The 13,175-nt window shown below is 47.9% G+C and carries 13 protein-coding genes, 3 tRNA genes and 2 rRNA genes; 14 read left to right on the forward strand and 4 right to left on the reverse strand.

The annotated features are described in order from the left end of the window. The 6 genes from rrf (C8U37_RS13920) to C8U37_RS13950 form a co-directional block, all read left to right on the forward strand. Positions 1–107, forward strand: a 5S ribosomal RNA gene (gene rrf, locus C8U37_RS13920); the annotation flags it as partial. 40 nt (positions 108–147) lie between these two features. Next, positions 148–263, forward strand: a 5S ribosomal RNA gene (gene rrf / locus C8U37_RS13925). Between the two features lie 162 nt (positions 264–425). After that, entirely contained in the window at positions 426–710 is a 285-nt protein-coding gene (locus tag C8U37_RS13930) for a GNAT family N-acetyltransferase (protein WP_086986298.1), read from the forward strand. A 564-nt stretch (positions 711–1,274) separates the two neighbouring features. Then, complete coding sequence (gene metA, locus C8U37_RS13940) at positions 1,275–2,219, forward strand: homoserine O-acetyltransferase MetA (RefSeq protein ID WP_108033825.1); 945 nt, start codon at positions 1,275–1,277, stop codon at positions 2,217–2,219. 167 nt (positions 2,220–2,386) lie between these two features. Then, positions 2,387–2,459 (forward strand) — tRNA-Thr (locus C8U37_RS13945). A gap of 153 nt (positions 2,460–2,612) precedes the next feature. After that, positions 2,613–3,260 carry a hypothetical protein gene (locus C8U37_RS13950; RefSeq protein WP_108033815.1) on the forward strand — a complete coding sequence of 216 codons (648 nt, stop codon included), beginning with the start codon at positions 2,613–2,615 and terminating at the stop codon, positions 3,258–3,260. 125 nt (positions 3,261–3,385) lie between these two features. Here the strand turns inward: C8U37_RS13950 and C8U37_RS13955 are convergent, their stop codons facing one another. Further along, on the reverse strand, positions 3,386–3,793 hold the full coding sequence (locus tag C8U37_RS13955; protein ID WP_108033816.1) for a PTS sugar transporter subunit IIB: 408 nt from the start codon (positions 3,791–3,793) through the stop codon (positions 3,386–3,388). Between the two features lie 142 nt (positions 3,794–3,935). Here C8U37_RS13955 and C8U37_RS13960 point away from each other — a divergent pair, with 142 nt between their 5' ends. After that, positions 3,936–5,264, forward strand: a complete 1,329-nt coding sequence (locus C8U37_RS13960; RefSeq protein WP_170100320.1) for a DUF2254 domain-containing protein — start codon at positions 3,936–3,938, stop codon at positions 5,262–5,264. Positions 5,265–5,332: 68 nt separating this feature from the next. On the opposite strand, the gene C8U37_RS13965 is transcribed toward C8U37_RS13960, so the two are convergent. Then, positions 5,333–6,748 (reverse strand): alanine/glycine:cation symporter family protein, encoded by a 1,416-nt coding sequence (locus C8U37_RS13965; protein WP_211306278.1) that lies wholly within the window; start codon positions 6,746–6,748, stop codon positions 5,333–5,335. A 64-nt stretch (positions 6,749–6,812) separates the two neighbouring features. Then, a complete protein-coding gene (locus C8U37_RS13970) occupies positions 6,813–8,033 on the reverse strand; it encodes an MFS transporter (RefSeq protein WP_108033819.1) in 1,221 nt (406 codons plus the stop codon). Between the two features lie 350 nt (positions 8,034–8,383). On the opposite strand from C8U37_RS13970, the gene C8U37_RS13975 reads away from it, so the two are divergent. After that, on the forward strand, positions 8,384–9,046 hold the full coding sequence (locus C8U37_RS13975) for a TVP38/TMEM64 family protein (RefSeq protein ID WP_245879851.1): 663 nt from the start codon (positions 8,384–8,386) through the stop codon (positions 9,044–9,046). Between the two features lie 47 nt (positions 9,047–9,093). Here C8U37_RS13975 and C8U37_RS13980 read toward each other — a convergent pair whose 3' ends face one another. After that, positions 9,094–9,681 carry an ECF transporter S component gene (locus C8U37_RS13980; RefSeq protein WP_108033820.1) on the reverse strand — a complete coding sequence of 196 codons (588 nt, stop codon included), beginning with the start codon at positions 9,679–9,681 and terminating at the stop codon, positions 9,094–9,096. A 176-nt stretch (positions 9,682–9,857) separates the two neighbouring features. Here C8U37_RS13980 and yidD point away from each other — a divergent pair, with 176 nt between their 5' ends. The 6 genes from yidD (at position 9,858) to C8U37_RS14010 (ending at position 12,808) form a co-directional block, all read left to right on the forward strand. Then, complete coding sequence (gene yidD, locus C8U37_RS13985) at positions 9,858–10,145, forward strand: membrane protein insertion efficiency factor YidD (RefSeq protein WP_108033821.1); 288 nt, start codon at positions 9,858–9,860, stop codon at positions 10,143–10,145. 45 nt (positions 10,146–10,190) lie between these two features. Further along, a complete protein-coding gene (locus C8U37_RS13990) occupies positions 10,191–10,472 on the forward strand; it encodes a phasin family protein (RefSeq protein ID WP_108033822.1) in 282 nt (93 codons plus the stop codon). A gap of 30 nt (positions 10,473–10,502) precedes the next feature. Beyond that, positions 10,503–12,086: an ABC1 kinase family protein gene (locus tag C8U37_RS13995; protein WP_108033823.1), complete on the forward strand. Its 1,584-nt coding sequence runs from the start codon at positions 10,503–10,505 to the stop codon at positions 12,084–12,086. A gap of 128 nt (positions 12,087–12,214) precedes the next feature. Further along, positions 12,215–12,298, forward strand: a tRNA-Tyr gene (locus tag C8U37_RS14000). Between the two features lies 1 nt (position 12,299). Continuing rightward, positions 12,300–12,371, forward strand: a tRNA-Gln gene (locus tag C8U37_RS14005). Between the two features lie 236 nt (positions 12,372–12,607). Beyond that, positions 12,608–12,808 carry a hypothetical protein gene (locus tag C8U37_RS14010; RefSeq protein WP_108033824.1) on the forward strand — a complete coding sequence of 67 codons (201 nt, stop codon included), beginning with the start codon at positions 12,608–12,610 and terminating at the stop codon, positions 12,806–12,808. The last annotated feature ends 367 nt before the right edge of the window (positions 12,809–13,175 follow it).

The raw sequence follows: 13,175 nt of genomic DNA on the forward strand, positions 1-13,175 counted from the left end.
GATGGCAAGAAGGTCACACCTGTTCCCATCTCGAACACAGAAGTTAAGCTTCTTAGCGCCGATTGTAGTGAAGGGTTTCCCTTTGTGAGAGTAGGACGTTGCCGCGCTTTTTTTTTGAAATAAAACTTATATATCAGAATCACCATGTGCGGTGATGATGGCAAGAAGGTCACACCTGTTCCCATCTCGAACACAGAAGTTAAGCTTCTTAGCGCCGATTGTAGTGAAGGGTTTCCCTTTGTGAGAGTAGGACATTGCCGCGCATGTTTTTATATAAATAATCAGAAGGCTGTCGATGAAAGTGTCGATAGTCTTTTTTGTTTGCTTCTGGGCTTACCCGGTTTGAGTCGATTTATTATATAAAATCGAGGAACCGTGCTAAACTATGTTTAAAGATAGTTGTCAGAAGGTGAGGGAAATAAAGCATGGAAGATTTTGTTAAGACCAAAAATGGCTTCGCTTTGAATGATGAAAACGAATGTATGATAGCTGAAATTACTTACGCACCTTATGGCGAAGATAAAGTCATAGCCAACCATACTTATGTTGATTCCTCATTGAGAGGGCAAGGTGTCGCTGAGATGTTACTGGACCGCCTTGTTGAAGAAATGCGGGCTGAGGGCAAGAAAATTGTTCCGCGCTGCTCATATGTTGTGGCGATGTTCGATCGCAAACGCGAAAAGTATGCCGATATCAAGGCAGAAATATAAAACTGTTCTCTCTTATTTTAATATAGATGAGAGTAGCGGGTCGGAATTAGGGGAAGTAGTTCCGGCCCGCTATTTTTTTGTTGCCGAGAAATTCGGCAAAGTCAGTGCACCTGTTTACGATGGCGTTCAGCGGTGATCGGTTTTACCTATTGACAAGATTAAGAAATGATGATAATTTAATTATATTAGTGCAAGGCTTATCTGACAATAGAATGGGCAGCGATGAGAAGAGTAACTTTGGGAAGTACATAAAGAGAGCTCCTGATTTGGTGAAAGAGAGCGTACCGGAACAGAGTGAAGATGGTCTTGGAGCCTTTAATCGGGTGAATAATCAGCTCGATTACGTACGCAGGCGATATTCTGCAGAGTATAAAAGGGATATGCGATCACGCAATCACTTTATGTACTTTTTGAGGTAGGGATTGTGAAGTCCTTATAAAAATGGGTGGTAACGCGAAGCTTTCGTCCCATGGTCGCAAGACTGTGGTGAGGAGAGCTTTTTTGTGCATAAGCGAGCTGTTGAAGAGTCAAGAGGAACTGTTTAATTATAAAGGAGTGGAAAATATGCCGATCAAAGTATCGAAGGATTTGCCCGCCATCAAAGAGTTGGCCAAAGAGAATATTTTCGTCATGGACGAGCTGAGGGCAGTTACACAGGATATCCGTCCGTTAAAAATCATCATCGTGAATTTGATGCCTACAAAACAAGCCACGGAAACCCAGTTCATCCGTTTGCTTTCGAACACGTCCCTGCAGGTGGAAGTGACCTTATTGAGGATGGAAAGCTATGATTCCAAGCATGTTTCCGAGCAATACTTGGACTATTTCTACAAGACCTTTTCGGACATCAAGGATCAATACTTTGATGGCATGATCATTACGGGTGCGCCTGTGGAGAATCTTGCCTTTGAAGAGGTGGAATACTGGCCGGAATTGGTGTCCATCATGGAGTGGTCAGCCAGCCATGTTTTCTCAACGATGCACATCTGTTGGGGAGCCCAAGCGGGTCTGTATCATCACTACAATATCGAAAAGTACCCATTGAAGGAAAAACTGTTCGGTGTGTTCAAGCACAGGATCACCGACAGCAGAACGATGTTGCTCCGCGGTTTTGATGATGAGTTTTTCATGCCGCATTCCCGCCATACGGATGTCCGCAATGCGGATATAGAGGCCTGCAGCGAGCTTGAAATCCTGGCGACATCCGAAGAGGCAGGGGTCAGCGTTGTCCGCAGCAGGGACAACCGTTTCGTGTTTGTGACGGGTCATGCCGAATACGATTTTGATACGCTCGATAAGGAGTACAAGCGTGACGTCGCTTTGGATCGGCCCATCAATATCCCGATCAATTATTACCCTGATGACGATCCGAGCAAGCGTCCTGTGGTACGTTGGCGCGGTCATGCCAATATCCTCTTCGTGAATTGGCTGAATTACTTTGTTTATCAAGAAACGCCATATGATCTCCAGCGTATCCATGAATTAAGGAATAAGGCTGCTAAAGATTAAAAGTTTTGATGGAAGCTGTTGTTGTCGTGCTGACCTCTGCAAAAGGATTTCTATAGGTATGCAAAGAGGGCAATTTCAATTTGACGAAATTGTCCTCTTTACAAATCGATAAAATTTATTTATAATTATTTTGTTGTGGTTCATATATTGAGTGGATTCACAAATAAGCCGGCTTAGCTCAGTTGGTAGAGCATCGCACTCGTAACGCGGAGGTCACAGGTTCAAATCCTGCAGCCGGCATACTAATTCTAAACAGATACATCCGGTCTTTCATGACGGTTGATGTATCTGTTTTTTTATCCTCTTTTTTAGAAAAATTTCACGGTTGGAAAAGGGATTGCCTCTGCGGTACGTATCTATTAAGTGAAAGAACTAATAGAGGAGGCAATCAATTTGAAGGAAACAGAACAGCAGCATTTATTGGTCAATTTGGACAAGAAGAAAATGATGGACCCGGCGCGGCTAACTTGGGAAGGGGACAGCAGCGTTGAGGGTATGTCCCACACGCATCCGCAGTTGGGCAATCCTTTTCAATATGTGTTCTTCCAATTGCTGATGAAAGAATGGAAAGGCGACCGGATCGCCTTGGTTGTCGATTCCAAAGAAGTGAGAGAGTATTTGCTGAAGCAAGAGCACTATACGTTTTACCAAAGCTATACGAAAAAATTGCTGCGCAGGGTCCGGGAAGAAGCGGGAATCAGCGTTATCTCCATTGATCCGTCCGAAATCATCCGCTGGAAGAAGGCGTGGGATGGATTCATCAATCAGTTTGTGCTGATCAACTATGATTCGCACTTATTCATGACCATCGACACACGCTTGTTTAAGCGCACGAAAAATGTGATGCCTTATTTTGTGTTGGCGCAAGCGGAAGAGCGTACTGACGATAACGGAAGCTGGGCCGGAGATAGGATCGGGATTGAGCCAATCGACACGGCAACGTTCGACACGCATGATTATTTTGAAATGTTCCGGATGATCGGCGATAAATCAGCCTGCCAACTGGGCATCGAAGATTTTCATCGGAGGCACGGAGGATGAATCCCAACATACTTAAGAGGGGATCAATTACTCCGCTTCTGCCTTTTGGAGAAGATGGCTGACAGGGATAGCATCAAAACAAGCAGCGCGTTGAACAGCATGCCTATTTTTGAATACTCATTTTTTCAGGAGACGTTGCTGCGGCGGTAGGCCACGGATCGGGTCACGCGCATGACGTTTTCTTCGCCTGGGAAATGGACAGGATTGATTGGGCTGCGGCTGTACATCTCGAGTACATCCATGACGTCAGTAGACAATTCGCGGATATCGATCAGTCCGTACATGCGCGGCGGCAAGATGTAGATGGGTTTGTCTGGATTGGCGTTTTTCACCATCTTTTTGACGTCATAGGTCAAGTGCGGGCAGCAGACGACGATATCGAACCGGTCCATTTTTTCGTTGGCGATCATGAACGGCGAAAATTCGATTTCAAATTTATCTTCCAAGTGGTATTGTTGGATGTCTTTTTTTACTTTGGCCGCCAGTGCGCTGGATGAAAATCCGCCGCCGCAGCATAACAGGATATGGATCATGTGCGTTCCTCCGTTTCTTGATGACTCTATAATAGCACTCATTGGAAGCGCTTGAAACGTTTTTGTGTTTTTAAAGAATAGGCATATGGTATGATAAGGGAAACAAATGCGAACATGTATTTTCCTGAAAGGGGTTAGGGATATGCTGCAGGCATTACGGCTTACTTTTGAAGAAAAGCGGATGTGGATGACTTTGGGAGGCAGTGTACTCTTTGCGTTCGTGCTGGCGATCGGGGTCATTCTGCTCGACACGCGGTTGATCACGGCCTTGGATTATTTTCCGGTCTTTTTGCTGACGAGCGTCAACTTGGCCAAATCAATACTGAGCCTGTTGGCGGGGTCCCTTTTTTCGGTGGCAACCTTTACGTTTGCTACGATGCTGTCCGTCATTTCTTTCTACTCCTCCAACTTCAGTCCACGGACGGTGGAAAATTTTCTTTTGCACAAGACTTCAATGCAGACGCTGGGAATTTTTCTTGGAGGTTTCATTTACTGTCTTTCCTCCTTATTCTTTATGCGCAGTTCGGAAAATGAATACCTGGTCATTTCCGCGACAGTCGCTCTAGTTTATGCGCTAGCCTGTGTCGTCTACTTCATAAAGTTCGTCTATAATGTTTCGACGTCCGTACAATTGGAAAAACTGGTGGACAAAATCTACAAAGAGGCGGATACGATAGTCGATGAGACAATCGCATATTTTCAGGAGAAGCCGGTGTTTGACCATCTGCCTCAATTGGAGACTTTGCATCAGTACACGGTCCAAGCGGATAGGAATGGTTATGTGGAATACATCAACTTCGAACGCTTGGTGGAACTGAGCACAGAATTTGAGGGGATTACGGTATTGCACTTCAGGACCGGTGAATTCCTGTCCGTCAATGAACCGTTGGCCATTTTTTACACGAACCGGAAATTGGAGGACGAGCCGCGGCTGCAGGAAGTGCTGAACCGCAGCTTGACTTACGAAACGGAACCTTCCACGATGTTCGATCCGAATTTTGCCCGCAAAAAATTGGTTGAGATTGCGCTGCGGGCAGTTTCGCCGGGAATCAACGATCCGAATACGGCAATCCATATCCTGCATTACAAAGCCTTGTTGGATGTCAAATTTGCCCGTCTGCCGGGAAGATTTGTTTTGATGGGAGAGGAAAAGCAGGACTTCGATGAGGAAACATTGCGTTACAGCGGCTGCGTGTTCTATGACTTCAATAATTTCCCCAAAGACTTGTATGAGAGCTACTGGCAGCTGATTCATTATATGAAGATGGATATTTCAGGAGTGGTGGCCCTGTTTGACTCCTTGTTGACGGTCGCTTATGCTGCTCACCCGAAAAAGTTAAGCTATATAAAGGATTACAGCAATTACCTGTCCAATCTGACGAGTCCGAATTTCACGGAACGATTGGACCAACAAAACATCGATGAACGGCACCAGCACATTCTGGAGATCACCAAGGATGAACAAAATTAAAGAAGAGGAATCCGAGCGACTCGGGTTCCTCTTTTTTAGGCTCTCCGGGAAAAATAGTTCTGAGTCCTCTACTCCTTGTTCTTACCGGTTGAGCTGTTTTTGATTTGAAGAAAGGAAGCATAGGAATGATGCTTCGGCCGGATCGTTCCGGGATCAGCGAAGAAATCATCCGTCAGGGCGACGATGGGTCCGACCAGGCCTATCAAAGCAATCAGGTTCGGGATGGCCATCAGCCCATTCGACAAATCGGAAATCTCCCAGACGACATCCACGGTCGCGGTGGCTCCGTAGACGATGGATCCGATGAAAAGGATCCGATAGACAAGGATTGTGTTTTGGCCGGCGATATATTCGATCGCTTTTTCGGAATAATAATACCAGGCGATGATGGTCGCGAAGGCGAACAGGACGATGCCGATGGAAATGATGAATTCCCCGCCCGGGATGACGGCGCTGAAAGCTCGGTTGGACATCTCGGTGCCATCGATCGAGGCATCTTTCCAGGTTCCGCTGATGATGATCACCAGGGCAGTGATGGTACACATGATGATCGTATCAAAGAAAACTTCAAAAGCCCCCCAACAGCCTTGGCGCGCCGGATGGTCGGTATCGGCGGTGGAGTGGGCGATCGGGGCGCTGCCGAGTCCGGCTTCATTCGTGAAAACGCCACGGGCAACGCCGATCCGGGCCGCATACATCAAGGAAGCCCCCGCAAAGCCGCCGACAGCCGCCGTGCCGGTGAACGCATCTGCAACAATCATAGCGAGAGCAGAAGGGATCTGGCGCGCCTGCACAATCAGGATAAAAATGGCCGAGCCAGTGTAAATCAGCGACATGAAGGGAATCAATTTCTCCGCTACGCTCGCGATCCGTTTGATTCCGCCCACCACGACCAAGGCCACAAAAAGAGCCAAGAGCAGACCGCTTACCCACGTAGGGATTAATGCCGCATCCCTCAAGCTGCCGGCTACGGCATTTGCTTGGACGATGTTGCCGCCGCCGATCGAGGTAAAGGCCGTGAATATGCAGAAGAGATAAGCCAACTTGGGAAAGCCCAGGCCTTTGCTGATGTAATACATGGGGCCGCCCACATACTCGCCTTTCGCATTTTTTTCGCGGTAGGCGAGCGCGAGGGTGGTTTCCGCATACTTCGTGACCATTCCGAGGATGGCGGAGGTCCACATCCAAAAAATGGCGCCCGGACCGCCGACACTGATGGCCACAGCCACACCGACGATATTGCCGGTCCCGACCGTTCCGGCCAGAGCCGTGCAGACCGCCTGGAAGGGGGTGATTGTGCCGGCTTCGATTTCCTGCGGCCTCCGGAAAACAGTCTTCAGCGTGTTGGCCAGCACCGTTCCGAAGCGGGTGAAGATGACGGCTCTGGTCTTGACAGTCAGGTACAGCCCGGTCCCCAGCATCAGGACCAGCATGGGGAGTCCCCAGATAATCGTATCATTCAGCCATTTTACGATTTCCATCATGATTTCCTCCTTTGTCGGAGTACCGGAATGAACAATAAGTCAATTCAGCGGAAGGGTAGATTTATCATCTGCCTTTGTTTTTGCGCCCATACAGACTGCTGACGGTGAGCGAGGTTCCGACCAATCCCAAAATGATGATATAGCCGGCGATGAAGCCGGCCGAGATGTACCCGCTGAGCGTCAAGGCAAAAGCCGCCAATAAGTCAGCACCTTGGTAAGATAGTGAGCTGAAGGCCAAATAGGAAGCTTGCTTGTCTTCCGGCACGAGGTCGACTTTGCGGGCATTGATGTTCGGGGCGGAAGCCAGTTCGCCGATAGTAGCGAAAATCATCAGCGGAATCAGGATATAGATATTGTTCATGACGGCAATCAAACCATAGCTGACGACATAGATCACAAGGCCGTAAAGGATTGTCGCCTTTTCGGATCTCTTTTCAGTGAAGCGCGAGACCAAGAAAGTAAACCCGACGACAAGCAGCGTGTTGAGGACCTGCAGTAGACTGAGCATCCTGACGCCATCGATCGGAACCGTGAAGAGTGTCAGCGTTGCGAACTCCTTCGAAAGCCGGACGGCGGTGTAGGTCTTCAGCGAAAATTCGGCTGTGTTGAAAAGCGCCATGCCAAGGATCAAAAAGAGCCAACGGGTATCTTTCGCGGCGATGCTGTAGTTCGAAAATAGGTCCTTCAGTCTGTTATTATGCTGTTTCTGCGCAGTGGCATTCGTGTAGTCCAACTGGCTCCGAAACAACAAGGCCATCGCCAGTTGCGCTATCCCGGCCACCAGAAACAATTGGAACAGGAAGTGCTGAAAAAGGAACCCGCCGAGCGAAAATCCCAGCGCCATCGATAAATTGAAGGTCCAATATTGCCATTGGTAGGCTTGTTTCCGATTTTCGACGGTGGTACAGTCCATCAGTACGGCATCGTAAGCAGGCGAATACAGATTGAAGGAAATGCCGCAGACGAGGTAACCGAGAATCAACCATCCATCTGCCGAAAGCAGGCCTAAAAATCTGAGGGCGATCAAAAGCAAAGAGCCCCCATACAGACTCTGGAAAAGATACAGGATTTTCTTTCTTTGGAAATTATCCGCTAGATAGCCACCGACGATGCCGGCCAAGAAGCTGACGACCACATTGGTCATGACGAGCATGCCGGTCAGCTGCGCATTGAAGATGCCGGCCAGATAGATGACCAGGAACGGGATCGTGCAGGAATAGATCAAACTGTTTATGAAAGAACTGGCCAACGTCGATCGGATGTTCTTTGAGAATGTTGTTGCCATAAATCACCTGTCTTATAAAAGTTTCTATACATTGAAAGTATCACAGCTGCCATGATTTTTCCAGCCGGATCCGCCTGTAAGCGTAAGTCAGGTTTACTTTTAGCTGCTAAGAAAATCTTAATTTTCTTTTTATGGACAAAACGTCAGGAAGTGTTTATAATCGGTTAAGAAAATCCGACTTTTGTCCGAGGCAGGCACATAGCGTTTGCGTTATAGTGTAGAGGTATAAAAAGGAAGCGTTATCAACGTTTGCGATTCACGCAACCGATAAGATAAATTCACAGAAAATTTATGTTGGCCAGGTATAATCGGAAATAGGGCAGCACAAAAAAGGGATAAGAGGTGAAGAAGTGGAATTTGAGAACACCACCCATCAAGGGATTGCATGGAACCGCAGAATCGTCCAGTTTTTGACGGTAGTGGGAACAGTCGTGACACTCATCTTAGGCATTTGGATCTATCGGACAGGCTTCTTTGAAGCTGAAGGCAGTTTTAAAGCGTTGTTGGATGGAATGGGTATCTATGCTCCTCTCACTTTCTTGCTGATCCAAATTATCCAGGTCGTCTATCCCATCATTCCGGGCGGAGTGACAGTCGTGGTGGCTCCGCTGGTGTTTGGTCCATTGTGGGGATTCGCATACAGCTTCATCGGCGTGTTGATCGGTTCGATCATCAATTTCATTTTGGCCCGCAAATATGGGAAAACATTCGTAAGAGCATTCGTTTCGGAAGAAACCTACAGAAAATATTATGGTTGGCTGATAAAAGGGAATCGTTTCGAATGGCTGATGGCCTCAGCCTTTGCGCTTCCCGGCTTCCCGGATGATTTTCTCTGCATGGTGGCCGGTCTGACGAAAATATCCATGAAGCGTTTCCTGGTCATTTTTCTCTTGTTCAAGCCGATCACGCTGTACTTCTATGGCATCGGAGGAGCATCGATTGTGACTTGGGTGTTCCTGAATATGCCGACCCTCATCAAAGGGTGGCTTGCCATTCAACCGGTATTGCAGTGAAATCAAAATAAAAACGATGAGCCACGGGGCTCATCGTTTTTTGATACTTATTTTCTGCGGACCTTCATCAAGGCCTTTGCGATGAATGGCGCGATCAAGCCGGCTGCGACGGCTTCGCCGACTCCGTTGGTTGCGACGATGCCGGCCAACACCTTCAACAGGTTGGATGGATCCACATTCAGGGCTGTGGCGTATTCATTGCCATAGAAAAGGGCGATGAATCCTAGTACTAGCACTGTATTAGTCAAGGATCCCAAAACGGCCGCGATGACCATCCCGCGTTTTTCCTGTTTGCGTTTCAGGAAAGCATGGAAAACAAGTCCGGCCACAAGCCCTACCATGACACGCGGCACGACGGCGATAACCGGATTGGTCCAGAGCAGCAGATCCAACGGCGAAGCCGGTAGGGTGTAGGCCTTGACCATGCGCGCCAAGCCCCAGACAAGTCCGATCAGCATGCCATCCTTTGTGCTCAGGACGAAAGCGGCAACGATGACGGTGATGTGGATGATGGTCGGATTCAGCGGTGGAATGGGAATGTTGCCCAGGAAGGGAACGAATGTCTGGATGATGATGAACGCAGACAGAATGCCCAGAATGGCGATGCGGTACGTTTTATTTTTTTGTGGATTCATTAGTGCTCAACCTCTTTTGTGTTTGCATTTCGGCAAGCGCCGATATATAGGTATTCTACCAAATAGTTCCGAAAAAAAATAGCGGAAGCGGAAGTCCTTTTATTATGATACGCAATTATTTTATTTTAGGGAGAAAAAGGGTAAAATAGCAGTATAGAGCCAGAAAGGAAGCCGCCATGAAGAAAATTTTTATAGGTTTGATACGTGGTTACCAGAAAGTCATATCCCCGCTGTTCCCGCCTAGCTGCCGGTATTATCCGACCTGCTCGAACTATTCGGTCCAAGCCATCCAAAAACATGGCGCAATCAAGGGCAGCCTAATGGGAATCGCACGCATTCTCAGATGTCATCCTTTCGTCAAAGGCGGATACGATCCGGTGCCGGAACAATTCAGCATCCGCCGCAACAACGAAGACGAACATGAACACAGCCACCCAGAGCATGAACATTCCCATGAGCACTAAGATTTTCCAGATTTTCCCATTCCAACAATCAAAGGAGCGAGTAAAATGGATGAATTAAAGAAAATTTTCTTAGCAGGTGTCGGCATGACTTCCACTTCGATCGAGAAGGCTGAAAAGCTGATTAATGAGATGGTCGAAAAAGGGCGCGTTACGGTCCTGGAAGGAAAAGAACTGCAGACGGAGTTGACCCGCAAAGCCTCGGGCATCGTGCCGGCAACGAAAGCGGAGCTTGATAATCTGCCGTTCGCCAAAAAAGAAGACGTGCAGGCGCTGGAAGCCAAAATGGATGCGATCAACGCCAAACTGGATCAATTGTTGAGCAAATAAGCAATCGCAAAAGATGAAGGAGGGGTCAGGATGGCAAGAGACGAACGGCTGCATGAAATAGTCCGGATCCTGTCCTCTTACGGGCTTCAATTCCTTTATCATAATCAGGTGAAGCCAAGCCGAAAAGATCAAGATCCGGAGAACCTTCGTCTCGCTTTCGAGAAACTCGGGCCAAGCTTCATCAAAATCGGCCAGATCCTTTCCACGCGGATCGATATTCTCCCGCAGGCATTCGTCGAAGAACTGGCGCATCTGCAGGACAAAGCGCCGGCATTTCCGTTTGCGGAAGTCGAACGCATCTTTATGGAAGAAACCAAACTTTCATTAGGCGAAGCCTTCCTGTCCATCGATGAAAAACCGCTTGCCAGTGCATCGATTGCGCAGGTCCATCGGGCGGTTCTCCGGACAGGGGAAGAAGTAGTTGTGAAAGTGCAACGCCCGATCATCGATGATCTATTGATCCGGGACTTGGATATCCTGATCCGCCTCAGCAGAAAAATCCCGAAGGAATTGGTTGAGGTAATCGATCCCAAGGAAGCGTTGGAGCAAGTGAAGGCGAACACCTTGATCGAACTGGATTTCCGCAATGAAGCACAGCTCTTGCAGCGCTTCAGGGACCTCAACTCCAATATCGCTTGCATAGGCGTCCCGAAAATCTATTCCGGGCTTACTACGCGCAGGATACTGGTGGAAGAGTACATCGAAGGCACCAAAATCACCAACCGAGAACAGTTGGATTTGCTTGGCTATGATGCGGATGACATCAGCCGCAAACTGATGCTGGCGTATCTGAAACAAGTATTCCACGACGGCTTTTTCCACGGGGATCCGCATCCAGGCAACCTGATCATCAAAGAAGGCAAAATCTATTTCATCGATTTCGGCATCATGGGCAATCTTTCGGAGACAACGAAAAAATCGCTGAACGATATTCTTCAGGGATTGGCCTCGAAAGATCTGGATCGGATGGTGAAAGTCTGTCTGGAATTGGGGACACCGAAAGGACGGGTTGACAAGCGCAATCTGTATGCCGACGTCGAGATGCTTTTCGACATGTATCTTTCGAACAATATGCTGAACGTGAATCTGGGGACATTCATCACCGATTTCATCCGGATGTTCAAACGGCATAATATTGCCATTCCGAGCGATCTGACGATCCTCGCGAAGTCTTTGTCGATACTGGAAGGCGTTTTTTTGGAAATTTCCCCTGAGCTGAACCTGATTTCGATCGCGAAGGACTATCTGAAGGAAAGTTTTACGCTAACGACGCTGATGCAGAGGTTTTCTGCGGAAAAGTTGGCTTTGAGGGGGTATGCCTTCATCAAGGACAGCAGTGAAATCCCAAGCAGCCTGCTGGCCCTTCTGAAGCAGACGGCAAGCGGCAGGACCATGCTGCGGATCGATGTCGATCAGCTGGACGATAAGTGGAAGGACGTCAAAAAAATGTCCAATCGCGTCGTCATCTCCTTGATTGTTGCCGGCTTGTTGCTGTCATCCGCCATCATGTCCGGTACGCCGGGAGGGCAATTCCTGGGGCAAGCGGGCTTTGTGATTGCCGGGCTGTTCAGCATCTGGTTGCTGATTTCCATTTTCCGGTCGGGGAACCTATGAGTGCAGAAGTTTTTGCTTTTTTCAGAGTTTCCGCCGCATTAAAAACTGTTAAAAATTGAAATGAACCACTTGAAATTCAATTGCCGCTGGTATATTATATGTTGGTCAGCTTTTTAAGGAAAGCTCATGGAGGGATAGCGAAGTGGCTAAACGCGGCGGACTGTAAATCCGCTCTTTCGGGTTCGGCAGTTCGAATCTGCCTCCCTCCACCATTGGGCTATCGCCAAGCGGTAAGGCAACAGACTTTGACTCTGTCATTCGTTGGTTCGAATCCAGCTAGCCCAGTCATATGAGCTTATGAAGCTCATTGGAAACGAACGGTTTCTCTAAAGAGGCGTTCCCGAAATCATTTTTGATGATTTTGGGGCGTCTTTTTGCATTCTGCGGTTTGGATTTCTTCTTGTCCCAATAGAAAAGTTCATAATTTGGAAAAAAGTTTCATCCGGAAAACGTGATATGATGGATAAGGCGTATGTTCCAAAATAATAGACAATTATCGAAGAGAAAGCAGGGGAAATACAATGGCTAAATGCACAGATTGCAACGTTGATTTGATTGAAGGCTTAGGTTTGTATTCGCAAGGGGTTTATCTTGTTGAGTTGGCGAAGGAAATAACATTGAACGGACACACAAAAGCGGCTTTGGAAGCGGCTGTTTGCCAACAATGCGGCAAAGTATCGTTCTACTTGCCCGAAGAGCAGTTGGCGAAACTGATCGACTGATTCTTATGATTACAACCAAAAAACGGGGCTGTCCGCAGATGCGGCAGCCCCGTTTTTTGTGGTGCGCCCGTTGGCCGGAGGAGGCCAACGGAACGCGTGCTCTCCTCCGGTGAAGGTTTCGACCACCGGAGTTCACCGGTAACTATCGTCGGCAACTCCGATGAAGCCGTGCTTATCGGAGAACGCAAGATGAATGATGGCTGAACTCCGGCGAAGCCTCCGTTCACCGGAGCAGAGCATTGTGAACGCCAACAAGAAGGGGCTGTCCCAAAGTGGTATGCTACCTCTATATAGGACATTGAATTATTTCAAGTCTTATATAGGGGGTTTTTTTATGTCTAAAAGAGCTATGAAATTATCTGTCGAA

This window comes from Trichococcus patagoniensis (genome assembly GCF_003051085.1).
Classification (GTDB): Bacteria; Bacillota; Bacilli; order Lactobacillales; family Aerococcaceae; genus Trichococcus; species Trichococcus patagoniensis.